This is a genomic window from Qipengyuania sp. HL-TH1 (assembly GCF_036365825.1).
Lineage (GTDB): Bacteria > Pseudomonadota > Alphaproteobacteria > Sphingomonadales > Sphingomonadaceae > Qipengyuania > Qipengyuania profunda.
This window is the reverse complement of the sequence record NZ_CP142675.1, coordinates 2,629,884-2,652,148: the sequence shown is the minus strand read 5'-3', so window position 1 is coordinate 2,652,148 and position 22,265 is coordinate 2,629,884. Positions and strand designations below refer to the sequence as shown.

Sequence of the window (22,265 nt, the reverse complement as noted above, 5' to 3'; positions counted from 1 at the left end):
GCTGGGCCCGGTGACCAAGCTAGTCGGGCTTGCCGACGCGGCTGAGCTTGTCGAGCGCGCTGCGCAATTCGGCCTGCGCGTCGTCGGATGTCTCGCCCCGACGCGATTCGGGTGCATCGCGCTCGGCCTCGCGGCGCAGGAAAGCGATGACCATATCCGAATCTTCCTGCTCTTCCGCCGACGGGCCGGACTGGAAGGCCTTGAGAGCCGAACCGAGGCGTTCGGTGAGCTTGTCGAGCGGCAGATCGCCCAGCGCCGCGGCCGGAACCGGGTTTGGCGCAGGGTCGGACGGGGCGACCTCTTCAGTGGGGGCGGGGGGTACTGGGGGCGCTGGCGGCGCGGGCTCGTCGAAGCCTTTTTCGTCCGGACTTGTGGGATCATCGTCCGAATTGTCGAAAGCGCTTTCGTCCGAGCTATCGAGATCGCCAATGGGATCGGCGATTGGATCGACATCGGCCACTTTCGGCCCGACGTTCTGCCACTCCTCCCACGGGTCCCCCCCGAATGAAGCCACGGGCTCCTCCCAATTGTCCGCGATCGGTGCTGGCGCGGTTTCGGCCTTGAACTTGTCGAAGACCGAGATTTCCATTTCGTTAGCGTCCGCTACCTCGGGTTCGTCCGGCCACTCGGGCGCGGTGCCGGCACCTGCCTCTTCATGCCACAATTGCGTCATCGCATCGTCGGGCTGCGGGGCATCGGCGAGCAGGACTTCTTCGCTCTCGGTTTCCTCGGGCGGGTCTTCAGCCGGGCGGATGCCTTCCTCGGCCATGTCCTCGCGCGGATTGAACGGGCGGCGCGGGCCGGTCTTGCGGAGCGGGGGCGCATGCTGCGCGCCGTCATCGTGCAGCCAGACACCGCCGGGCTCGTCCGCATAATCCGTATCGTCGTCGTCCCCCATGGCCTCGTTGATGGCGGTCACGCGCATCGCGATGGCCAGACCGATCAACAGGCCAAGCCCCGCAGCGGCGGCGGACAGCGCCAAACGGCGCACGCCTGCATCCGCCAGCATGTCGGCGAGGCCGAGGCGCTCGGCCATCAGCAGGTGGACCGCAGCAGGCATGACGAAGAGGCCAAGCCCCAGCAGCAGCGCAAACCATGCGCCGACACCCCATTTGAAAGCAGGGTGGCTGCTGATCGGTGCAGAGTGCGTCGCGGCGTTCATCGGCGTGGTAATACTCGTTGCATGCGGCTCAGGCGACCGCGGAAGAATCACGGGCTAGCAGATTCTGGTAAACGGCCCGATAACGATCAATGTTCCTAGCCCAATCATGGGCTTGCGCGACATGCGCATGACCCGCCTCGCGCATTGCCGGCCAGCGCTCCCGCGCGGTGATGAACCCCGCCAGCGCCTCGGCCATGCCCGCAGGATCGTCGGGCGGGAAAAGCAGGCCGGTGACGCCGTTTTCGATCAGTTCGCGGTGCCCGCCGACATCGCTCGCGGCGACGATGCGCCGCTGGGCCATGGCCTCGAGCGGCTTCAGCGGGGTGACGAGATCGGTCAGGCGCGATCGTTTGCGCGGATAGGCCAGCACGTCGACCAGCGAATAATAGCGCTCGACCTCGCCATGCGGGACGCGTCCGGTGAAGATGATCGCCTCGCTGGCGGTCGATGCCGCAGCCTGCGCGCGCAGGGCTTCGTCCATCGGCCCGCCGCCGACCAGCAGCAATTGGGCCCCCGGCTGGCGCTCGCGCAGCAGCGGTAGCGCCGCGATCAGATCGTCCAGGCCCTCGTAATCGTAGAAGCTGCCGATGAAGCCGATCACCGGTCCCCGCCCGATGCCGAGCGCCTCGGCCAAACCCGCATCGCGCGGCGGCGGGTCGCCGAACAGCGTCAGATCCACCCCATTGGGGGCCAGCGCGATCTTGCCCCCATCGTGGCCGCGCGCGACCAGATCGCCGCGCAGCCCCGCGCAAATCGTGAAGACCGCATCGGCCTGCGCCACCACGCGGTTTTCGAGCGCGCGGGTGAGGCGGTATTTGAGCGACCCCGCGCGCCCCGTGCCATTGCCGACCGCCGCATCCTCCCAGAAAGCGCGAATTTCATAGACGAAGGGGAGGCGCAGGCGGCGCGCGGCGCGCAGACCCGCCATGCCGCACAGCGCGGGCGAATGGGCATGGATGATGTCGGGGCGCCATTCGTGCACGACTTGCTCGATCTCCTGGCGCAGCGCTTCGATTTCGCGCCATTCGCGCCAGACGGGCGGGCCCGACGGCTGGCCGGGCGTGCGGTGGAAGGTCAGCCCCTCGACCTTTTCCACTGGCGGTCCCTCGGCGAAATGGCGTTGGCCGGTGATGCCGCGCACCTCGACCCCGGCACCCTGCAGGCTCTTGAGGATCGCGCGCGTACGGAAGGTATAGCCGGAATGGAGCGGCAGCGAATGATCGAGGATATGCAGCACGCGGGTCATCGGTGGGTGCCTGTGTCACATTACGCTTAACGGCGCGTCAACCGCGAGGCATTAGGGACCGCTGCGGAGACCAAGCACTCGTGATCGACTATTTCGCCCTCGCCCTGACACATGCGCTGATCCTTATTGCGATCCTGCGCGTGTTCATGCGCGACGACCTCGACCGCGAGGACCCGCCGGGCGCGGAGCCCGAGGTGGCGAAGCCGAACCAGCGCGAGGCGAGGCGAGCACGGCGCTCAGGCGGGAAGACGCGCGATGCTTGACGCGGCACTGTTCCTGTTCGTCATGGCGTTGTTCGCGCTTGGCCTGAGGCGCCCCTTCGTCTGGGTGCTGGCCTATCTCTATATCGATATCCTCGCCCCGCAGAAGATCGGCTGGACGCTGACGCCGATGCTGCCGATTTCCTTCATCGCCTTCATGCTCGCCTTCGCCGGCTGGGCGATTGCCGATGCGAAATCCGAGATCCGCTTCACGCTGCGGCAGGGCATCATGATCGCCTTTCTCGGATGGTGCTTCCTCACGCTGCAGTGGGCCGACTTCCCCGAGGATGCGGCCTATAAGTGGGAATGGGTCTGGCGCGCGCTGGTATTCGCCATCTTTCTGCCCTTCACGCTGGTCACGCGATTGCGGCTGGAGCTCGCGCTGCTGGTCGTCACGCTGACAGCCGGAGCGATCATCATTTCCTCCGGTCTCAAGACCGCGCTTGGCGGCGGGGGCTATGGCAGCCTGTATTTCTTCGTGAACGACAATTCGAACATCTACGAGAGTTCGACGCTCTCCACGGTCGCGATCGGTCTGATCCCGATCATCTGGTGGTTCATGAACCACGGGCGGATCTTCCCGCCCGACTGGCGCGTCAAGCTGTTCGGCGGCGCGTTCATCTTTGCCTGCCTGCTGATCCCCGTCGGAACCGAAGCACGCACCGGGCTCGTGTGCATCGGCGTTCTCGCGCTGCTGCTGCTGCGCGACGTGAAGCGCCGGATGACCTTCATCGTCGGCGGCATCGCGCTCGTGCTGATGGCTGCGCCCTTCCTGCCGACCAGCTATTACGAACGCATGGGGCTGATCACCGGGCACGAACAGGACCAGTCGGCATCGACGCGCCTTGCGGTGTGGCAATGGACCTATGATTATGCGCTCGAGAACCCGCTCGGCGGCGGGTTCGATTCCTACCGCGGCAACAAGTTCGAATACCGCCTGCCGCAGGTCGAGGAAAACGGCAGCACGACCACGGTCGAATACAAGGACGTGGTCGACGAAGCGCGCGCCTTCCACTCCTCGATCTTCGAGGTGCTGGGCGAACAGGGGTGGATCGGCCTGTTCCTGTGGGTCTGGCTCCATGCCAGCGGGCTGTGGCAGATGGAAAAGCTGCGGCGGCGCTGGCGCGGGCGCGAGGGGGCGAGCTGGCAATCTCCATTGGCGAGCGCGCTACAGATGACGCAGATCATCGCACTGGTCGGATCACTGTTCCAGGGGATCGCTTACCAGCCGGTGATCCTGCTGATCATCGCCCTGCAATGCGGGCTGTGGACCTATCTCAAGCGCTGCGAGGAAGCGGCCGCCGAGCCGCGCTCCTCGCGCAGGCGCGCTGCCCACCGTTCGGAGCCCCAGCGCGCCACCAGCGCATCGAACGCGGCCCGTTCGGCCCCGGCGAGCGAGGCGTAATCTGCACACCGCCGTGCGCGCGTGACGCAGGCTTCGCCGCTGTCGAGCCGCAGCGAAATCACGCCGAGCTCTTCATGCGCGAGACCGATCGCGGTCGGTTCGTCGAGCGGCCCGATGTGGAGGAAGGGCGCGGGCGGCGCGGCGGCGGGAACATCCGCGCCCAGAAGCCGCAGGATTATCGCGCGGTAGTCGCTTAGCGCGAGCGGCGCGCGAGCCGCGCCCAGCGGACGGTTGCTGGCGAGAAACGTCGCATTCTGCCGGTCGTTGATCACATGGCCATGGCCGAGGAAGCCGTCCTCGAACAAGGCCTCGCCGTGATCGCCGGTAACGATCAGCACGGTGTCCTGCCACACGCCCATCGCTTCCAGCTTGGCGATCAGCCGGCCCAGCGCGGCGTCGGTATGCGCGACCGCGTTCCAGTAGGTCCGCTCCAGCGCCGCGCGGTTGTCCTCGTTGATGTGGCCGCGTTCCAGGGGCGGCTTGGCGAAGCGGTGCGGAACGGCGTCGTGGTGATAGGGGAAGTGCGGCGTCTGGAAATTTAGGTAGACGAATTGCGGCTTCTCCCACGCTGCAGCATCGCCGAGCGCGGCGTCGAAGCGATCGAGCACGATGTCCTCGTCGATCAGCAGCGAGCCCTGCGCGGCGAAGCTGAAGGCGCGCTGGTCCTTAAGCGTTTCGGCATCGACGAAGCGGTCGGCAACCTCACGCATTCCGACAGCTGCCGAAATACCGCCGAAATCCTCCGGTTGTCCCGAGAACACGCCGATCTCGTAACCGCTAGCATCGAGCTCGCGGAACAGGCTCGGCGAACCTGGCGGCACGACCAAGCTGCCCGCGAAGAGCGATTTGAGCGAGGCGGTGGTGAAGCCGACATGGCTGTAGGCGGGCGCGAGGGCGCCGCCCTGCGCCGCGACCCGCGCGAGATTGGGGGCAACGGCTCTTCCGTCGATGCGCTTGCCCAGCACATCCGCGCGGGTGCTTTCGAACACGACGATGACGAGATGCGGCTTTGCGCCGCCGATCGGCGTGGCGGGCAAGGACCCGGCAACCGGGACCAGCGCAAGATCGCCGCCGTAGCCATCCTCGTCGATCCCGTTGCCGGGAATGTCGAGCGCGAGCGGATGGCGGCCGGCATCGAACGGGGCGGGATCGATGGTCCGCCCGGCAAGGCCGTAGCCATCGCCGTCGAAATCGCTCGCCAGTGCCAGCCCGTCGGCCAGCCCCTGCCAGGCGGCGATCCTTTCCAGCCCCCGCGGTCCGTCGCCGCCCAAACGCGGCAGCACCAGCACGGCACCGGCAAAGGCCAGCCAGACAATGCCGAGTGTGGTCCAGCGAGGCCATGCATGGGCAAGCGATGACTGCTTTCCCAGCCATCGGCGCAGCAGGCGTGCTGCCAGCCACCATCCCGCAAGAAACAGGGCCAGCGCGCCCACGCCGAGCATGATCTCGTTTTTGGCGAACAGCAGCGCATCGGTCGCGCTTCCGCCGCCCAGCTGCTTGAGGAGGGCGAAGCTGACCGCATCGCTGAAATAGGAATGGAGCTGGTACCGCAGGGTCAGTACCAGCAGGCTGATCCCGCCATAGAGGAACGCGAAATGCAGCACGGCGGACTGCGCGCCGGACGCGCGCGCCAGCCGTGCGGCGAGTTTCCAGGCGAGGAGGGCGACCGCGATATGGGCGAGCGCGAAGCCGAACATGAAAATGGCCAGTTCGCCGCCCGTATCGACCGCACTCGACTGCCCGAACCCGCCGGTGAACACACCATATTTGCGATTGGCGACCGCCAGCTCCGCGCCGGCAACAAGGGCGGCGACCAGCGGTACGCCGATTGGGGGTTTGAAGGCAGCGCCGAGCATACGGGCCAGCATGATTTCTCCAGCGTCGCGGACGCGGTTGCGCCACATGGGGGACCATACCGCCTGTGCGAATCGGCTCAATATGCGGGGCGCCCTCCATCACCGGACACGGCGCTTCCCCATGCCGTAGCGGCACGTGCGGCGGTGTTGCGCCTATCCCGCGCATGCGCCATGAGTCGCGCCGCACGCGCGGCCGGAGTCGCGCGAAACCGTCAGTTTGGATAGAGGAGAGGCGCGCATGAGCCCGCAGGATCTGGCCGGCAAGGTCGGCGAAGTAATCGGCACCAGCGAATGGGTCGAAATGAGCCAGGAGCGCATCAACCAGTTCGCCGATGCCACCGGCGATCACCAGTTCATCCATATCGACGAGGAAAAGGCCAAGATGACGCCGTTCGGCGGCACCATCGCGCATGGCTTCCTGACGCTGTCGATGATCCCCTATCTCGGCGCGCAGTCCGACATGCCGCGGCTCGACGGCGTGAAAATGGGCGTCAACTACGGCGGCAACAAGACGCGCTTCATCTCGCCCGTACGCAGCGGCAAGCGCATCCGCGGCCACTGGAAGCTGGTCGAAATGATCGAAAAGCGTCCCGGCCAGTGGCAGCAGACCAGCGAGATCACCATGGAGATCGAGGGCGAGGACAAGCCCGCGCTGATCACCGAATGGATCACCCAGATTTTCGTCTGATTTCCCCCTCCTCCCCGGTGAGGATTCAGGCACCATAGCAACCAAGGAAATACGCATGCGTGACGCAGTCATCGTCTCCACCGCCCGCACCGCCATCGGCCGTGCCTACAAGGGCGGGTTCAACGACACCAAGGGCCCGACGCTCGGCGCCTATTCGCTCAAGCCCGCGATCGAGCGCGCCGGTATCGACGCCGGCGAAGTCGACGACGTGCTGTGGGGCAGCGCGCTCCAGCAGGGCACGCAGGCCGGCAACCTCGCCCGCCAGGTCGCGCTGCGCGCCGGTTGCCCGATCGGCACCAGCGGCATGACCATCGACCGCCAGTGTTCGAGCGGCCTGATGAGCATCGCCACCGCGGCCAAGCAAATCATCACCGACCGGATGGACGTGGTTGCCGCGGGCGGCCAGGAATCGATCAGCCTCGTGCAGACCAAGGAAATGCGCGTGATGCCCGATCCCGAGCTGGTGAACATGCATGGCGCGGTTTACATGCCGATGCTGCAGACCGCCGAAACGGTCGCGCAGCGTTACGGCATCAGCCGCGAAGCGCAGGACGAATACGCGCTGCAGAGCCAGCAGCGTACCGCCGCCGCGCAGGAAGCCGGCAAGTTCGACGATGAAATCGTCCCCGTCAGCACCACGCACAAGGTGCAGGACAAGGAAACCGGCGAGATTTCGGACGTCGAAATCACCATCGCCAAGGACGAGGGCAATCGCCCGCAGACCACGCTCGAAGGCCTTTCGAGCCTCAAGCCGGTGATGGGCGAAGGCACCACGATCACTGCGGGCAACGCCTCGCAGCTGTCGGACGGTTCGTCGGCCAGCGTGCTGATGGAAGCCAAGGTCGCCGAACAGAAGGGCCTCGAGCCACTTGGCCGCTATGTCGGCATGGCAGTCGCCGGCACCGAGCCCGACGAAATGGGCATCGGCCCGGTCTTCGCGATTCCCAAGCTGCTCGAGCGCTTCGACCTCAAGGTCGACGACATCGGGCTGTGGGAACTGAACGAGGCGTTCGCGGTGCAGGTGCTCTACTGCCGCGACAAGCTCGGCATCCCGGGCGAGTTGCTCAACGTCAACGGCGGCTCGATCTCGATCGGCCATCCCTACGGCATGACCGGCGCGCGCTGCGTCGGCCACACGCTCATCGAGGGCAAGCGCCGCGGCGCGAAATACGGCGTCATCACCATGTGCGTCGGCGGCGGCATGGGCGCAGCCGGCCTGTTCGAGATCTTCTGATCGGACGACCGGCAAGCCGCCCGCTTGCCTAAACGGATAACGGACATCCTCCGGCCCCGGCGGTCGGAGGATGTTTGCGTTTGGGCATCAATATCGCGGTCTCGACTGTCGAAGACGTGGCGACGGTCGGGCTGCTCTAGCTCGCCTATGAATTCCCGCCGACCGGCTGATCGGGTCAGCCGTGCGCGGCGATGAATTCCTCGACCACCGGCGCGATACGGTCCCGCCACTTGCTGCCGTTGAAGATGCCGTAATGCCCCGCGCCCTCGGCCATGTAGTAGCGCTTCTTCGCGCTATCGAGCTTGGGAGTTAGGTCGAGCGCGGCCTTGGTCTGGCCGAGCCCCGAAATATCGTCGCGCTCGCCTTCGATCGCGAGCAGCGCGGTGCGCGTGATGTCGCCCAGATCGACTCGCTTGCCGCGATGCAGGAAGGTGCCGTTGGGCAGCGCATGGTCCTGGAAGACCTCCTGCACCGTCTGCAGATAGAATTCGGCGGTCATATCGGCCACGCTGCGGTATTCGTCGTAGAAATCCTTGGTCGCCTGCGCGCTCGCCTCGTCGCCCGCGGTGAGGTGTTTGAACATCTCGTAATGGCTCTGCATGTGATTGCCGAGATTCATGCTCATGAAGCCCGCGAGCTGCATGAAGCCGGGATAGACCCGCCGGCCCGCGCCGCGATACTGCATCGGCACGGTGGCGATGACATTGTGGCGGAACCATTCGATCGGGCGATCCATCGCCATGTCGTTGACGCTGGTCGGCGAACAACGCGTGTCGATCGGCCCGCCCATCATCGTCAGCGTGCTGGGGGTGCAGGGGTGGTTGTCGCGGTTCATGATCGCGGTGGCGGCGAAAACCGGCACCGACGGCTGGCAGACCGCCATGACATGCGCGCCTTCGCCGATATGCTCGAGGAAGCCGATGACGTAGTCCATATAGTCGTCGAGGTCGAACTCGCCCTCGTGCAGCGGCACGGTCTTGGCATCGGCCCAGTCGGTCACGAACACGCGGTAATTCTGCAGCATCCGCTCGACTGTGCCGCGCAGCAGCGTGGCGTAATGGCCGCTCATGGGCGCAACGACCAGCAGGCGCGGCGCATCCTCGGGCAGGTTTGCGCGGTAGAACTCTTTCAGATCGCCGAAGGGGCGATTGAGTACGGTCGCCTCCAGCACCGGATCGGGGGTGCCATCGACCTCGACCGCCTCGATGTTCCAGCCCGGCTTGCCGTAAGTGGCGGTGGCATGGGCGAACACTTCGAGCGCGCTGGCCGCCATCGGACCGATGTTCAGATAGCCCATCGGGTCGAGGTGATTGAGCGGGTTCGATGGATTGTTGAGCATTTCCACCCCGATCGAGGCGATGGTGCTGGCCGAGTTCAGCCAGCTGCGCTGCAGTTCATAGGCGTGATAAAGCAAAACATATCCCCTGCTGGTCCGGCGCATGATGCGGTCTCCGGCCCGGGTAAAGACGGTCATCCTGCCGTCCGGTTGGTAATTGTGCAACGCACAATAGCCGAAAATGTGCCTTCGCGCGTGCAGCAGTGTGGATTTTCGCGCCGCACCGACCTAACTGCATGCGCATGGCAGCCCAGGACGAGATGGAAACCGAAGGTCGCGGTCGGTTCGCGCGCAAACGCGCGGCCAAGGACGCACCGCGCCAGCGCTCGTTGCGGCCCTTGCGAATGGTGTGGCAGGCGGGGACGGGCTATCCCGGTCACGTCGCGCTGGCGCTGGTCGCGCTGTTCATCACCGCCGCCGCCACGCTGGCGATCCCGGCGGGGTTCAAGATGGTCATCGACCGCGGTTTTGCCGAAGGCGCCACCCCCGATGATATGGCGCGCTGGTTCCGCTATCTGCTGATGATCGTCGCCGTGCTCGCGGCGGGTACGGCGATGCGGTTCTATTACGTTAGCTGGCTGGGCGAGCGCGTGGTCGCCGATATCCGTCTGCGGGTGCAGGAAAACCTGCTGCAGCTGGCCCCGGGTTTCTACGAGGAGAACAGCCCCAAGGAAATCTCCAGCCGCATGACCAGCGATACCGCGCTGATCGAACAGGTCGTGGGCACCACTGTCTCGGTGGCGCTGCGCAATGCGCTGATGGCGATCGGCGGGACGCTGTATCTGTTCTGGCTCGTGCCCGGGCTGACCATGGGGCTGCTGCTGATCATCCCTGCGATCGTGGTCCCGATCACGCTGTTCGGGCGGCGGCTGCGCAAGGTTTCGCGCACCAGCCAGGACCGCGTGGCGGATATCGGGGCGATGGTCACCGAAGTCCTGTCGGCGATGAAGATCGTCCAGGGTTTCAACCAGGAGGGCCGCGAGCACGGACGGTTTCGCGAAGCGGTCGAGCGGACCTTTGCCGTGGCACGGCGCCGGGTGATGCTGCGCGCGGCGATGACCGCGGTGGTCATCCTGCTGGTGTTCGGCGGTATCACCCTGCTGGTCTGGCGCGGCGCGCAGGCGGTCAGCGAAGGCGCGATTTCGGGCGGTACGATTGCCGCCTTCGTGCTTACCGCGGGCCTCGTGGCTGGCGCGATCGGCGCGCTGACCGAGGTCTATGGCGATCTGCTGCGCGGTGCCGGCGCGGCCAGCCGCCTGTCCGAACTGCTCGACGAAAAGCCTGCGATCACAGCGCCCGAACGCCCGCAGGACCTGCCCGTCCCGCCGCGCGGCAGCCTGTCGTTCCGCAATGTCACTTTCCGCTATCCCACGCGGCTCGAAGCGCCAGCGATCAGCGATTTCAGCCTCGAGGTCGAGCCGGGCGAAGCGGTGGCCATCGTCGGCCCCTCGGGGGCAGGCAAATCGACCATCTTCCAGCTTGCCGAGCGGTTCTACGATCCGCAGGCGGGCTCGATCCGGATCGACGGCATCCCGTTGACCGGCGCCGACCCCGCCGAAGTTCGCCGCCGCATCGCCTATGTCCCGCAGGAAGGCGTGTTGTTCAGCGCCAATGCGCGCGACAATCTGCGCTATGGCAATTGGGAAGCGAGCGAAGAAGATATCTGGGCCGCCGCGCGCGCTGCCAATGCCGCCGAATTCCTCGAGAAACTGCCGCGGGGGCTCGACACCTACCTTGGCGAGAGCGGCACGCAGCTGTCGGGCGGCCAGCGCCAGCGCATCGCCATTGCGCGCGCGCTGCTGCGCGATGCGCCGATCCTGCTGCTCGACGAGGCGACCAGCGCGCTCGATGCCGAAAGCGAGCGGCTGGTGCAGGAGGCACTCGAACATCTGATGGAGGACCGCACCACGCTGGTCATCGCGCACCGGCTGTCGACCGTGCGCGCTTCCGACCGGATCGTGGTGATGGAAGATGGCCGCATCGTCGAGCAGGGCACGCACGACCAATTGTCGGGCAATGGTGGGCTGTACGCCCGGCTCGCCTCGCTTCAGTTCGGTCTCGAGAGCGCGTGACCGCTTGACTCCCGCCTCGCCTTTCCCTTGGGGACTGCCGCAATGAACGACTATCTCACCGCCATCTTCCTCGGCATCGTCGAGGGGCTGACCGAATTCATTCCCGTCTCCTCGACCGGGCACTTGATCCTCGCCACCGAGTTGTCGGGTGCGGACCCGAACGAATGGGCGATGTTCAATGTCGTCATCCAGCTCGGCGCGATCCTCGCGGTGGTCTATCAATATTGGGGCACCTTCTGGTCGGCCGGCATGGGTGTGCTGCGGCTCGAACGCGAAGGGTTGATGTTCGCGCGCAACATCCTGCTGGGGTTCCTGCCCAGCGCGGTCATCGGCTTCGCGCTGTACGAGAATTTCGAGGCCATGCTGGGCAATCCGGGGATCGTGCCGTGGGCGCTGATCGTCGGCGGTGTGGCGATCATCGTGATCGAGCGCGCTGCCAAGCCGCGCGACGAGGGCCGCGGGGTCGCCGAACTGCCGCTGAGCAAGGTGCTCGGCGTCGGTTTCGCCCAATGCCTGGCGATGGTGCCGGGGGTCAGCCGTTCGGGCGCCACGATCATGGGCGCGCTCGCCATGGGCATCAACCGCAAGACGGCCGCGGAGTTCTCCTTCTTCCTCGCCGTGCCGACCATGGTCGGTGCGACCACGCTCGAAGTCGCGACCAAATACGATGCGATGATGGCCGGCTCGACGCGGGTCGGGTGGGACCATATCGCGCTTGGCTTCGTGGTCAGCTTCATCGTCGCGCTGGTCGTGATCCGCGCCTTCGTGGCCTATGTCAGCCATAGCGGCTTCACGCCGTTTGCCTGGTACCGGATCATCGCGGGCAGTGCCGCGCTGGCGTGGCTGACATTCGCGTAACTCCCGGCGCGTACCGTGATCGCCACAGTCCGGCCATAATTCCATCCCGCGCCGGAACTTTTGTTTCGCGGCGGGTTTATTGCCAGTGAGTGACACGTAAAGGTTAGACCAATGGGCTTACTGATCCTGATCGTAGTGGGCGCCCTGCTGGGGTGGCTGGCGACGATTATCCTGCGCATCGAGGATGGTCGCACCATCCTCGCCAATGCGCTGGTCGGTGTGCTCGGCTCGCTGGTGACCGGGATGGTCGCGGGCAATGGTGCCATCCTGGGCACGGTAAGCGGCGTTGCGCTGCTGTGGGCGGTGCTTGGCTCGGTCGTGACGATCGGCCTGTTCAACCTGTTCCGCCAACGCGCCTACCGCTGAACGCGCTTCACATAATCTTAGCATTGATTACAAACGGGCGCGGGATGGATTCGCGTCTCGAATACCAAGGGGAATACACATGAACTTCAACAAGCTTACCATCATCGCCTCGGCCGCTGCCCTGAGCCTCGGCGTTGCCGCTTGCGACAGCCCGCAGGAAGAAGCCGCTGAAGAGCAGGCCGAAGCCATGGAAGACGAAGCTGACGCGATGGAAGATGCCGGCGAAATCACCGACGCTGAAGCCGACGCCATCGAAGCCGAAGCCGACGACATCGAAGATGCCGCCGAAGGCGACACCGATGCGATGACCGAAGGTCTCGAAGAAGCCGTCAACTAAGACGCTCTTCAGCAAGAATTACCAGGCGGCCCGGAAGCGATTCCGGGCCGCTTTTGCGTGCGCCCGTGCCAATCGCCGCAATAGCATTTGTCTGGGAACCGGGCGGCTATTCGCCCGTTCATCACATTCTCGCCGCATTTCGAATACGCGGCGTGCACGAGCGTCGCGACGCGGCGCGAACCTAAAGGTTAAAGGGGATACGTAATGAAGTTCACCAAAGCCACGATCATCGCTTCCGCCGCCGCCATGAGCCTCGGCCTTGCCGCTTGCGACAGCGCAGCTGAAAACGAAGCTGAAGAAAACATCGAAGAGATGGAAGACGCTCGCGACAACCAGGTTGATGCACTGGAAGAAGCCGGTGAAATCACCGAAGACCAGGCCGACGCGATCGACGACCAGACCGACGCCATGGAAGAATCCATGGAAGAGCAGGCTGACGAAATCGACGAAATGTAAGCATCGTCGATCGTCATTCGATCATGCGGCCCCGGAGCGATCCGGGGCCGTTTTTCGTTGGGCCCTGTTTTTTCCAGTCCTGATGCCGTCAGACCGGTTTCGCGCCGCTCTCGCGCCCACCGCGCAGCGTATATTCGAGCGAGCCGCGGTTCACCACATGGTCGACATCGATCACCGCGGTATTGGCATAGGTGAAGCCCGCGCCCAAATTCCGGTACAGCTTGTCGAAATCGCGCTCGACCGTCTGGCGATAAAGGTCTTCGAAACTCTCGATCACGAAATAGGTCGGCTGCAGGTCGCTGATCACGTAGTCGGTGCGCATCACCCGGTCGACATTGAGCATGATCCGGTTGGGGCTCTCGGCCTCGGTGGCATAGACCACCTCGGTCGGGCCCGAGAGGATCCCCGCGCCATAGGCCTTGATCCCGTCGGCTTCCTGCAGCAGTCCGAATTCGACCGTGTACCAGTAGAGCGAACCGAGCGCCTTGAGCCGGTTGTAGCGCATCGCCTTCCAGCCCGCGCGGCCATATTCCTGCATGTAATCGGCATAGACCGGATCGGTCAGCATCGGGACGTGGCCGAAGACGTCGTGGAACACGTCGGGTTCCTGGATGTAGTCGAAGGTCTCGCGCGTGCGGATGAAATTGCCCGCCGGGAAACGCCGGTTGGCCAGGTGCCAGAAGAACACGTGATCGGGAATCAGCATGGGCACGGGCACCACGCTCCACCCGGTGAGCGTATCGAGGTCTTCGGACAATGTGCCGAATTCGGGCACGCCCCCGCGGTCGAGGTTCAGTTTCTCCAGACCCGCCATGAACGCGGTCGCCGCACGGCCGGGCAGCACGGCCATCTGCCGCGCAAACAGATCGTTCCAGATCGCGTCGTCTTCGGCGGTATAGTCGGTCTGTTTTGGTTCGAGCCAGTCGTCGCCCACATGTGCGGGTTTCTTCAGCGGCGCGGTGAACACCTCTGCCGGAAGGTCGGGCAGGCGGGTAAAGTCCTGTTCGGTCTGTGTAAGTGTAGCCATATGGTCGGCGCTAATACTATCATTGCCGCATGCATACAAATGGCAGGAGCGAGGCGCGATGAAACGCAAGCACTATGAGACGGCGATGGCGCCGCTGCGCGAGCAGCTGGTCGTCATGGCGCGGTGGGCGCGCACGACGGGGCAGCGGATCGTGGTCTTGTTCGAAGGGCGCGATACCGCGGGCAAGGGCGGCGCGATCCGCGCGGTGTCCGAGAAGCTCAACCCGCGCCAATGCCATATCGTCGCGCTCGCCAAGCCGACCGAGGCCGAACAGAGCCAGTGGTATTTCCAGCGCTACGTCGATCATCTGCCCAGTGCAGGCGAAATCGTGCTGTTCGACCGCAGCTGGTACAATCGCGCGGGCGTCGAGAAGGTCATGGGCTATGCCGACGACGCGCAGGTGACGCGCTTTCTCGAGCAGGCCCCGGCGTTCGAGAAGATGCTCGTCGACGACGGCATACTGCTGTTCAAATACTGGCTCGGGACCGATCAGGCCCAGCAGGAGGAGCGGCTGCGCGAACGGCTGGAGGACCCGCTCAAACGCTGGAAGCTGTCGCCGATCGATCTTGCCGCGCGCGAGCGTTACGATGCCTATACCGACGCACGCGAAGCCATGCTGGAAGCAACGCATACCGCGCATGCCCCCTGGACCCTGGTTGACTTCAACGACCAGAAACGCGGGAGGCTGACGCTGGTACGCGATCTGCTCGACCGGCTGCCCGATACGCACGTCGTCCCGCCGGAGATCGACTTCCCGGCGCTGGACCGTGAGCCGCGGGCCGAAACCTACGCAGTGCTGAAGCCGATTGCGGATTATCCCATCGAATAGTCATTGCGGAGGGCCGAAGGCGACGCGGCTTCGCCGCTCGCGAAGATTAGCTGAGAGTAGCAGACGCCTTGGTCACCTGGCGTCCATCGCCGGCAAAGGCACCGAGCTCGATTTCCCCGCCATCGCCGCGCAGCACGAGGTGGAGCGGTTCGCCCGCAATCGCCGGGCTGACCCCGCGAAAAGCGAAGTGGGCGAGGCGGTTCTCGCCAAAATGCGCGCCGGCCAGCTGCAGCAGCAGGCTCGCGGTGAGCGGGCCGTGGACGACCAGCCCGCGATAGCGTTCGACCTCGCGCGCATAGGGCGCATCGTAATGGATACGGTGCGTGTTGAAGGTCAGCGCCGAATAGCGGAACAGCAGCCGCTCGTCGGGCACGAGTTCGCGGTGCCCATCCCACCCCTGCGGATCGAAGACAGCCGGGGTCGGTTCGGGCGGGGACAAGGGTGCATCACCCGTCAGCGCTTCGAGATAGACCGCGGTCTGGCGCTCGGTAACGGCAGCGATGCCGTCGGCGCTGGTTTCATGATCGATCTCGACGAAGACCATGTCGCCCCGGCTGCCCGATTTCGGCGTGATCGAAACCACGCGGCTGACGCGCTCGACCGTCGCGCCTACGGCGATCGGGGCGTGAAACTGGATCGCGCTCGATGCCCACATCCGCCGCGGTAGCGGGATCGGGGGCAGGAAGCTCGCCGGGTCGTCCTCGCGCAGCGGATGCCCGTCGGGGCCCAGCCGTGCGGTCGGTGCCTCGGGCGTGCAGAGGCAGAAATGGATCCCCTGCGGCATGGCGGCAGAGGCGGGGGCGCCGTGATCGAAGGTCGCGTACCACCGCGCGGCGAGCGCCGGATCGAGCCGGTCTGCCGCGCGTTGTTCGCGTCCAATCCAGTCGCCCCACTCGGCCATCAGGCGGCGCGTTCGAACACGGCGGCCATTCCCTGGCCCCCGCCGATGCACATGGTCTCGAGCCCGTAGCGGACCTCGCGCCGCTGCATTTCATGCGCCATGTCGGCGAGGATGCGGATCCCCGTCGCGCCGATCGGGTGGCCCAGCGAAATGCCCGAACCGTTGACGTTGACCAGCTCGCGGCGGCTGTCGTCCTCTGTGAAGCCCCAGCCCTTGAGCACGGCGAGCGCCTGCGGGGCGAAGGCCTCGTTGAGTTCGATCAGCCCGATATCGTCCCAGCCCATATTGGTCTTGGCGAACAGCCGTTCGACCGCGGGAACGGGGCCGATCCCCATCCGGCTGGGATCGCAGCCGGCCGCGCTCCATGAATGGAACCACAGGATCGGTTCGAGGCCCAATTCCTCCACCTTGTCCTCCGCCACCACCAGGCAAGCTGCGGCGGCGTCGTTCTGCTGGCTGGCATTGCCCGCCGTCACGATCGCATCTGCATCGCGCTTGCCGTCGATCGCGCGCAGCTTGCCCAGCGTGTCCATGCTGGCGTCTTCGCGAAAGCCTTCGTCACGCGCGAAGACCACCGGGTCGCCGCGCCGCTGGGGGATCTCGACCGGGACCAGCTGTTCGTCGAACCGGCCTTCGGCCCAGGCGCGGGCGGCGTTCTGGTGGCTGCGCACCGCGAATGCATCGGCGGCCTCGCGGCTGATGTCGTAATCCTTGGCGAGATTCTCCGCGGTCTCGATCATGCCGGTGATCACCCCGAAGCGTTCGATCGGCTGGCTCATCAGCCGGCCGCGCGTCAGCCGGTCCCACAGCACCATGTCGCCCAGCCGTGCGCCGTGGCGCGCCTTGGTGGTGTAATGCTCGACATTGGACATGCTCTCGACCCCGCCCGCGAGCACGCAATCGGCCACGCCGGTTTGCACCATCATCGCCGCAGTCGCGACCGCCTGCAGGCCCGAGCCGCAGCGCCGGTCGAGCTGGAAGCCGGGCACTTCGATCGGATAACCCGCCGCCAGCCAGCTCCAGCGCCCGATCGCGGGCGCCTCGCCGCTGCCATAGCCCTGGCTGAAGACGACATCGTCGACGCGCATGGGATCGACGCCGCTGCGTTCGACCAGCGCCTTGATGATCACCGCGCCGAGCGCGCCCGCCTCGAGCGGGGCGAGGCTGCCGAGGAACTTGCCCACCGGCGTACGCAGGGGCTTGCAGATGGCTACGCGGCGGAGTGTCGTCATGGCTTAATCCTTGTCGGAGAGGCGGGCGATATCGCGGTCGACGAGCTTGCCGATCGCGCCCGAGGACAGGCCGAGCCGTTCGGCGAGCACTTCCTCGGTATGCTGGCCCAGATAGGGCGCAGGCGCGGGCGCCCCGGCTTCGCGCGAAGGGATGTTCGCAAAGCTGCGCGTGGCCGGATATTCGAAGCCGCTGGGATTGGCGGGCGAAGCACCGAAGAGCGGGTTGGCGGCCACCAGTGCGGCGTCGTTCGCCGCCTCATGCATCGTGCGGTAGCGTTCGAAAGTGGTGCCATGCGCGGCGAGGCTGGCGGACAGTTCGTCCCAGTCCATCTGGTCCGCGCGTTCCTGGAACAGCGCGAACAGGCGGTGGCGGTGTTCGAAGCGTGGCCGGTCGCCATCGGCGAAGCGCACGCCCAGCTCGGCCTCGAGCGCGGCAATCGCGTCCGCGATCCCGAAGGCGGCGACGAGGCCGTCCCATTGCTTTGCGGTCAGTGCCGCGACCATGAAGCGCACCCCGTCGCGGCTGCGGAAGTCGCGCCCGAACGCGCCCCAGATGGCATTGCCGAGCCGTTCGCGGTCGCCGCCGCGATAGAGCATTTCGGCCATGGCGCCGCTATTGGCCATGGTCCCGATCGCGACATCGCCGAGCGGCACGCGCAATTCGCTGCCCTGGCCCGTGGCATCGCGCTGGCGCAGCGCGGCAAGCAGCGCGAAGGCGCAATAGGCGCCGGTGATGAAATCCCATGCGGGCAGAACCTGGTTGACCGGCGGCGCATTGGCCATGTCCCAGTCCTCGGGCCCGCACATCAGCGGATAGCCGCTTGCCGCATTGACGGTGAAATCCATCGCCTGGCGCCCGTCGTGCCAGCCCATGATGCGCACGCTGACCAATTCGGGCGCGCCCTCGGGCTGCTGCGCGGCGATGGCATCATGCCCGAGGAAGCTCTTTTCCGGCAGGTTGGTAATGAGATTGCCCGTATTGGCCGACAGCGCGACCAGCAGTTCGCGCCCCTCGCCGCTGCGCAGGTCGAGCGCGACCGATTTCTTCGCCCGGTTGAGGTTTTCCCAGCTCAGGCTGCGGCCCTGCTCGGTCAGCATGTAGCGGTCGTAATCGAGCCCGCCTTCCTTGTGATCGACGCGGATCACTTCGGCGCCCAGTTGCGCGCAATAGAGGCCGGCGGTGGGCGAGGCGACGAAGCTCGAGGCTTCGATAATGCTCAGTCCGTCGAGAAGCTGATACACGCGCTACAATCCCGCCGCATAATCGCGCAGCATGTGCTTGGCGATCTGCAACTGGAGGATCTGCGTGGTGCCTTCATAGATGCGGTAGATGCGCGCATCGCGGAAGAAGCGTTCGGCGTCGTATTCTGCGAGATAGCCCGCACCGCCGTAGATCTGCACCACCCGGTCGACCACGCGGCCGCACATTTCGGAGGCGAAGACCTTGAAGGCGGCGGCGTGCTTGACCGTGTTCTCGCCGCGATCGACCCGCGCGGTGACATCGGCCATCATTGCCTCGGCAGCGTAGATTTCGGTCCAGCTTTCGCTGAGCATCTGCTGGATCAGCTGGAAATTGGCGATCGGCTCGCCAAAGGCCTGCCGCTCATTGGCGTATTTGAGCGCCGAATCGAGCGCGCGGCGCGCATAGCCGGTGCTCGCCGCGCCCACCGAGATACGGCCATTGTCGAGGCTCATCATGGCGAAGCGGAAGCCCTGTCCGGTCTGTTCGCCCAGCAGCGCGTCGCCGGGGACATGCACGTCGTCGAGCATGATGTCGGAGATATGGCTACCAGCCTGGCCCATTTTCTTGTCGGGGCTGCCGGTCGATACGCCCGGCGTATCCATCGGCACGATGAAAGCGCTGACATGCGCGTTCTTGGGCTGCGCGTCCTTCTCGGTGCGCGCCATGATCAGCCCGACCTCGGCATGCGGTGCGTTGGTGATGTAGCGCTTGGTCCCGTTGAGGATCCAGCCATTGCCCTCGGGATCGGGCTTGGCGGTGGTCGCCATGGCGGCGCTGTCGCTGCCCGAACCGGGCTCGGTCAGGCCGAAGCAGGCGATCGCGCCCGCGGCGATCCTGGGCCACCATTCGGCCTTTTGCGCCTCGGTCCCGCCGTTCTTGATCGCCGAGTTGAACATGCCGACATTGATCGAGAAGATCGAACGATAGGCGGGCGCGGCATAGGCCATGGTCTTCACGACCTGGGCATATTGCGTGATGTTCAGCCCGGCGCCGCCGAATTCTTCGGGGACGGTCAGGCCGAACAGGCCCATCTCCTTCATCTCCGCGACGATCTCGTCGGGGATCTTGTCGTTCGCGATGACGTCCTTCTCCGCCGGGATCAGCCGCTCGCGGACATAGCGTTCGAGCTGTTCGAGAAACTGGTCGAAGGTCTCGGCATCCATGCCGGGGTGGACGGCATCATTCATCGGGTAGCTCCATTTGCTCAGGGCCGCCCGATTCCTGCGGGGCTGCACCGGGGGGCATCTTGCCTGCGGGGGCCTCGGTGGATGCTTCGGGCGCGGGCGGGACCACGCCTTCGGGCAGGCGGCGCTGCTCGATCATCTCGGCGGCATCGTCGAGCGCTTCGGCCTCGCTTTGTGTCACCGCGCCGACCGGCTCGGTATCCTCCTCGTAGCCGGAACAGGCAGGCAGCGCGAACAGGGCGAGGAGCGGGATGAATCGGTTCATGGCTGCGGAAGCTAGGCGCACAAGCACCGCGCGCAAAGGACGCTACGGCGCGGCTGGGCGCGGGCGAGCCGTGAGGCCCGCCCGCTTGAGGCTCAGTTGCTGGCGTCTTGCGACATGGCGTCCATCGCCGCAGCGGCGGTGTCGGCCGCATTGTCGCCGGCTTCCTGGATCTGCGCGGTCTCGCTCGGGCTCAGATCGGGGGCCTCGGTGGCCACGTCATTGGCGGCGGGGTCTTCGACCGGCTCGGCTTCGACATCGGCCAGCGCGTCGTCGGCGGCGATTTCGACGGTGTCGGCTTCGGCTTCGGTCGAGGCGTCTTCGGTGCTGCCGCAGGCGGCAAGGGCGAGCGTGGCGGCAGCGGTCAGGGCGATACGGAAGTTCATGGTTTCTCTACTCCGGTGATGGGTCGCGCGGGTAAAGCGCAACCGCGGGGCGCGGGGCAAGGGGAAAATCGCCCGCGACCGGTTGCGTGTACCGTTCCTTCTGCCATCAGGCGGGCATGACCGGAATTGCGCGCGCAGGACAATCGCTGAAGGAGACCTTCGGCTTCGATCGCTTCCGCGGGCGGCAGGAAGAGGTGGTCGCGCGCGTACTGGCCGGCGATTCGACGCTGGCGGTGATGCCGACGGGGGCGGGCAAGTCGCTGACCTACCAGCTCCCCGCAGTCATGCTGCCCGGCACCTGCGTGGTGATCAGCCCGCTGATCGCGCTGATGCACGACCAGCTGCGCAGCGCGCGCGCCAACGGTATCCGCGCGGCGACGCTGACCAGCGCCGATGCCGACTGGCGCGAAACGCAGGACGCTTTCCGCGCAGGCGAGCTCGATCTGCTCTATGTCGCGCCCGAACGTGCCAGCCAGCCGGGTTTCCGCGACCTGCTGGGCACGGCACCGCTATGCCTGTTCGCGATCGACGAGGCGCATTGCGTGTCCGAATGGGGGCATGATTTCCGCCCCGACTACCGGATGCTGCGCGGCATGCTCGATGCTTTCCCGCAGGTTCCGCGGCTGGCGCTGACCGCCACCGCCGACAAGCAGACCCGCGCCGATGTGATGACGCAGCTGGGCATTCCCGACGACGGGCTGGTGCTCGCAGGCTTCGACCGGCCCAATATCCGCTATGCCATTCGCCACCGCGACAATCCGGTGCGCCAGCTGACCGATCTGATGGCCGCCGCGCCCGGTCCGGGGATCGTCTACGCCCCGACACGGCGCAAGGTGGAGGAGCTGGCGGTCAAGCTGGCCGCTGCCACCGGGCGCGCAGTCCTGCCCTATCACGCGGGTCTCGATGCGGGGACGCGCGCTGCTAACCAGGCGGCATTCGTGACCAGCGAGGATATGGTCATCGTCGCCACGGTCGCCTTCGGCATGGGGATCGACAAACCCGACGTGCGCTTCGTCGCGCATGTCGGCGTGCCCAAGTCGATCGAGGGCTATTACCAGGAAACGGGGCGCGCGGGGCGCGACGGCGATCCAAGCCAGGCAGTGATGTTCTGGGGCGCGGGCGATTTCGCCACCGCGCGGCAGCGGCTGGCCGAAGTCGACGAGGGGCGCCGCAATGCCGAGCGCGCGCGGCTCGATGCGCTTGCCGGACTGGTCGAGACTGCCGCCTGCCGCCGCGCGGTGCTGCTGCGCCATTTCGGCGAGGACCCGCCCCAGAGCTGCGGCAATTGCGACAATTGCCTCGAACAGCCCAGCGTGACCGATGTCACCGAACTGGCGCGCAAGCTGCTGTCGGCGGTGTACCGCACGGGGCAGAGCTTCGGCATGGGCCATCTGCAAAAGGTACTGACCGGGAGCGAGGACGAGCGCGTGCGCCAGCGCGGGCACGACCGGCTGAGCGTCTTCGGGATCGTCGAGGGCGAGGAAGCGGCTCTGCTCCAGCCACTGTCCCGCGCCCTGCAGGCGCGTGGCGATCTGGTCGCGACCGAACATGGCGGATTGGCGCTGGGCGGCTCGGCGCGCGCGATCTTGACCGGCGAAAGCGCGGTCGCCATCGTCGTCCCGCCCAAGCGCCAGCGGCGCCGCCGCGGCGATACGACTCCCAATCCGGTCGGCGATCCACTGTTCGAGGCGCTTCGCGCGTTGCGCAAGGAACTCGCCGAAGAAGCGCAGGTGCCGCCCTATGTCGTCTTCCACGATTCGACGCTGCGCGAGATGGCCAGTGCGCGGCCCGCCACACTCGCCGCGCTGGGCCAGCTCCCCGGCATCGGGGCGAAGAAACTCGAAGCCTATGGCGAGCGCTTCCTGCGCGCGATCGACGACCATTGAACCCGGACCTCCAATGATATAAAGATGATATCATAATTA

The 22,265-nt window shown here is 66.0% G+C and carries 21 protein-coding genes and 1 pseudogene; 11 read left to right on the top strand and 11 right to left on the bottom strand.

The features are described 5' to 3' along the window. Positions 1-19: 19 nt before the first annotated feature. On the bottom strand, positions 20-1,162 hold the full coding sequence (locus VWN43_RS13575; RefSeq protein WP_320181387.1) for a hypothetical protein: 1,143 nt from the start codon (positions 1,160-1,162) through the stop codon (positions 20-22). A 28-nt stretch (positions 1,163-1,190) separates the two neighbouring features. Next, positions 1,191-2,408, bottom strand: coding sequence for a TIGR04063 family PEP-CTERM/XrtA system glycosyltransferase (locus tag VWN43_RS13570; RefSeq protein ID WP_320181388.1), 1,218 nt, complete (start codon positions 2,406-2,408; stop codon positions 1,191-1,193). Between the two features lie 80 nt (positions 2,409-2,488). On the opposite strand from VWN43_RS13570, the gene VWN43_RS13565 reads away from it, so the two are divergent. Beyond that, positions 2,489-2,671 carry a hypothetical protein gene (locus VWN43_RS13565; protein WP_320181389.1) on the top strand — a complete coding sequence of 61 codons (183 nt, stop codon included), beginning with the start codon at positions 2,489-2,491 and terminating at the stop codon, positions 2,669-2,671. Continuing rightward, positions 2,664-4,073, top strand: a complete 1,410-nt coding sequence (locus tag VWN43_RS13560; RefSeq protein ID WP_320181390.1) for a DUF5935 domain-containing protein — start codon at positions 2,664-2,666, stop codon at positions 4,071-4,073. Before VWN43_RS13565 ends, VWN43_RS13560 begins: the two co-directional genes overlap by 8 nt. A gap of 284 nt (positions 4,074-4,357) precedes the next feature. Here the strand turns inward: VWN43_RS13560 and VWN43_RS13555 are convergent. Further along, positions 4,358-5,515 (bottom strand): annotated as a pseudogene (locus tag VWN43_RS13555) (sulfatase-like hydrolase/transferase); the annotation flags it as partial. Positions 5,516-6,167: 652 nt separating this feature from the next. Here VWN43_RS13555 and VWN43_RS13550 point away from each other — a divergent pair. Next, positions 6,168-6,617, top strand: coding sequence for a MaoC family dehydratase (locus VWN43_RS13550; protein ID WP_253521385.1), 450 nt, complete (start codon positions 6,168-6,170; stop codon positions 6,615-6,617). A gap of 55 nt (positions 6,618-6,672) precedes the next feature. After that, positions 6,673-7,851: an acetyl-CoA C-acyltransferase gene (locus VWN43_RS13545; protein ID WP_320181391.1), complete on the top strand. Its 1,179-nt coding sequence runs from the start codon at positions 6,673-6,675 to the stop codon at positions 7,849-7,851. Between the two features lie 175 nt (positions 7,852-8,026). Here the strand turns inward: VWN43_RS13545 and VWN43_RS13540 are convergent, their stop codons facing one another. Further along, positions 8,027-9,265: a polyhydroxyalkanoate depolymerase gene (locus VWN43_RS13540; protein WP_320182164.1), complete on the bottom strand. Its 1,239-nt coding sequence runs from the start codon at positions 9,263-9,265 to the stop codon at positions 8,027-8,029. A gap of 182 nt (positions 9,266-9,447) precedes the next feature. Here VWN43_RS13540 and VWN43_RS13535 point away from each other — a divergent pair, with 182 nt between their 5' ends. The 5 genes from VWN43_RS13535 (at position 9,448) to VWN43_RS13515 (ending at position 13,276) form a co-directional block, all read left to right on the top strand. Beyond that, positions 9,448-11,259, top strand: coding sequence for an ABC transporter transmembrane domain-containing protein (locus tag VWN43_RS13535; RefSeq protein WP_320182165.1), 1,812 nt, complete (start codon positions 9,448-9,450; stop codon positions 11,257-11,259). A 42-nt stretch (positions 11,260-11,301) separates the two neighbouring features. Continuing rightward, positions 11,302-12,117, top strand: coding sequence for an undecaprenyl-diphosphate phosphatase (locus VWN43_RS13530; protein ID WP_253521394.1), 816 nt, complete (start codon positions 11,302-11,304; stop codon positions 12,115-12,117). A gap of 111 nt (positions 12,118-12,228) precedes the next feature. Then, positions 12,229-12,483, top strand: coding sequence for a GlsB/YeaQ/YmgE family stress response membrane protein (locus VWN43_RS13525; RefSeq protein ID WP_253521396.1), 255 nt, complete (start codon positions 12,229-12,231; stop codon positions 12,481-12,483). Positions 12,484-12,562: 79 nt separating this feature from the next. Beyond that, on the top strand, positions 12,563-12,820 hold the full coding sequence (locus VWN43_RS13520; protein WP_253521399.1) for a hypothetical protein: 258 nt from the start codon (positions 12,563-12,565) through the stop codon (positions 12,818-12,820). Positions 12,821-13,024: 204 nt separating this feature from the next. Next, positions 13,025-13,276 carry a DUF2680 domain-containing protein gene (locus tag VWN43_RS13515; RefSeq protein WP_253521402.1) on the top strand — a complete coding sequence of 84 codons (252 nt, stop codon included), beginning with the start codon at positions 13,025-13,027 and terminating at the stop codon, positions 13,274-13,276. 88 nt (positions 13,277-13,364) lie between these two features. Here the strand turns inward: VWN43_RS13515 and phhA are convergent, their stop codons facing one another. Continuing rightward, complete coding sequence (gene phhA / locus VWN43_RS13510) at positions 13,365-14,303, bottom strand: phenylalanine 4-monooxygenase (protein WP_320181392.1); 939 nt, start codon at positions 14,301-14,303, stop codon at positions 13,365-13,367. A gap of 58 nt (positions 14,304-14,361) precedes the next feature. Between phhA and ppk2 the strand changes: the two genes are divergently transcribed. Continuing rightward, a complete protein-coding gene (ppk2, locus tag VWN43_RS13505) occupies positions 14,362-15,132 on the top strand; it encodes a polyphosphate kinase 2 (protein ID WP_320181393.1) in 771 nt (256 codons plus the stop codon). Positions 15,133-15,178: 46 nt separating this feature from the next. Here the strand turns inward: ppk2 and VWN43_RS13500 are convergent, their stop codons facing one another. The 6 genes from VWN43_RS13500 to VWN43_RS13475 form a co-directional block, all read right to left on the bottom strand. Further along, the gene (locus VWN43_RS13500; RefSeq protein WP_320181394.1) at positions 15,179-16,033 is read right to left on the bottom strand and encodes an HTD2 family dehydratase; all 855 of its coding nucleotides are present in this window, start codon (positions 16,031-16,033) and stop codon (positions 15,179-15,181) included. Continuing rightward, positions 16,033-17,265, bottom strand: a complete 1,233-nt coding sequence (locus VWN43_RS13495) for an acetyl-CoA C-acetyltransferase (RefSeq protein ID WP_320181395.1) — start codon at positions 17,263-17,265, stop codon at positions 16,033-16,035. Before VWN43_RS13495 ends, VWN43_RS13500 begins: the two co-directional genes overlap by 1 nt. 3 nt (positions 17,266-17,268) lie before the next feature. Then, complete coding sequence (locus VWN43_RS13490; protein WP_320181396.1) at positions 17,269-18,507, bottom strand: CoA transferase; 1,239 nt, start codon at positions 18,505-18,507, stop codon at positions 17,269-17,271. A 3-nt stretch (positions 18,508-18,510) separates the two neighbouring features. Beyond that, positions 18,511-19,695, bottom strand: a complete 1,185-nt coding sequence (locus VWN43_RS13485; RefSeq protein ID WP_320181397.1) for an acyl-CoA dehydrogenase family protein — start codon at positions 19,693-19,695, stop codon at positions 18,511-18,513. After that, complete coding sequence (locus VWN43_RS13480) at positions 19,688-19,957, bottom strand: hypothetical protein (protein ID WP_320181398.1); 270 nt, start codon at positions 19,955-19,957, stop codon at positions 19,688-19,690. The genes VWN43_RS13485 and VWN43_RS13480 overlap by 8 nt, the downstream gene beginning before the upstream one ends. A gap of 92 nt (positions 19,958-20,049) precedes the next feature. Then, positions 20,050-20,340, bottom strand: a complete 291-nt coding sequence (locus VWN43_RS13475; RefSeq protein WP_320181399.1) for a hypothetical protein — start codon at positions 20,338-20,340, stop codon at positions 20,050-20,052. Positions 20,341-20,456: 116 nt separating this feature from the next. On the opposite strand from VWN43_RS13475, the gene recQ reads away from it, so the two are divergent. Then, positions 20,457-22,226, top strand: coding sequence for a DNA helicase RecQ (gene recQ / locus VWN43_RS13470; protein WP_320181400.1), 1,770 nt, complete (start codon positions 20,457-20,459; stop codon positions 22,224-22,226). Positions 22,227-22,265: the final 39 nt, after the last annotated feature.

What these genes read in the sequence shown, in the direction of transcription:
- VWN43_RS13545 (WP_320181391.1), top strand. Translation starts at nt 6,673, where the DNA reads ATGCGTGACGCAGTCATCGTCTCCACCGCCCGCACCGCCATCGGCCGT.
- VWN43_RS13485 (WP_320181397.1), bottom strand. Translation starts at nt 19,695, where the DNA reads ATGAATGATGCCGTCCACCCCGGCATGGATGCCGAGACCTTCGACCAG.
- VWN43_RS13515 (WP_253521402.1), top strand. Translation starts at nt 13,025, where the DNA reads ATGAAGTTCACCAAAGCCACGATCATCGCTTCCGCCGCCGCCATGAGC.
- VWN43_RS13550 (WP_253521385.1), top strand. Translation starts at nt 6,168, where the DNA reads ATGAGCCCGCAGGATCTGGCCGGCAAGGTCGGCGAAGTAATCGGCACC.
- ppk2 (WP_320181393.1), top strand. Translation starts at nt 14,362, where the DNA reads ATGAAACGCAAGCACTATGAGACGGCGATGGCGCCGCTGCGCGAGCAG.
- VWN43_RS13530 (WP_253521394.1), top strand. Translation starts at nt 11,302, where the DNA reads ATGAACGACTATCTCACCGCCATCTTCCTCGGCATCGTCGAGGGGCTG.
- VWN43_RS13475 (WP_320181399.1), bottom strand. Translation starts at nt 20,340, where the DNA reads ATGAACTTCCGTATCGCCCTGACCGCTGCCGCCACGCTCGCCCTTGCC.
- phhA (WP_320181392.1), bottom strand. Translation starts at nt 14,303, where the DNA reads ATGGCTACACTTACACAGACCGAACAGGACTTTACCCGCCTGCCCGAC.
- VWN43_RS13520 (WP_253521399.1), top strand. Translation starts at nt 12,563, where the DNA reads ATGAACTTCAACAAGCTTACCATCATCGCCTCGGCCGCTGCCCTGAGC.
- VWN43_RS13525 (WP_253521396.1), top strand. Translation starts at nt 12,229, where the DNA reads ATGGGCTTACTGATCCTGATCGTAGTGGGCGCCCTGCTGGGGTGGCTG.
- VWN43_RS13575 (WP_320181387.1), bottom strand. Translation starts at nt 1,162, where the DNA reads ATGAACGCCGCGACGCACTCTGCACCGATCAGCAGCCACCCTGCTTTC.
- VWN43_RS13495 (WP_320181395.1), bottom strand. Translation starts at nt 17,265, where the DNA reads ATGACGACACTCCGCCGCGTAGCCATCTGCAAGCCCCTGCGTACGCCG.
- recQ (WP_320181400.1), top strand. Translation starts at nt 20,457, where the DNA reads ATGACCGGAATTGCGCGCGCAGGACAATCGCTGAAGGAGACCTTCGGC.
- VWN43_RS13500 (WP_320181394.1), bottom strand. Translation starts at nt 16,033, where the DNA reads ATGGCCGAGTGGGGCGACTGGATTGGACGCGAACAACGCGCGGCAGAC.
- VWN43_RS13560 (WP_320181390.1), top strand. Translation starts at nt 2,664, where the DNA reads ATGCTTGACGCGGCACTGTTCCTGTTCGTCATGGCGTTGTTCGCGCTT.
- VWN43_RS13570 (WP_320181388.1), bottom strand. Translation starts at nt 2,408, where the DNA reads ATGACCCGCGTGCTGCATATCCTCGATCATTCGCTGCCGCTCCATTCC.
- VWN43_RS13535 (WP_320182165.1), top strand. Translation starts at nt 9,448, where the DNA reads ATGGAAACCGAAGGTCGCGGTCGGTTCGCGCGCAAACGCGCGGCCAAG.
- VWN43_RS13480 (WP_320181398.1), bottom strand. Translation starts at nt 19,957, where the DNA reads ATGAACCGATTCATCCCGCTCCTCGCCCTGTTCGCGCTGCCTGCCTGT.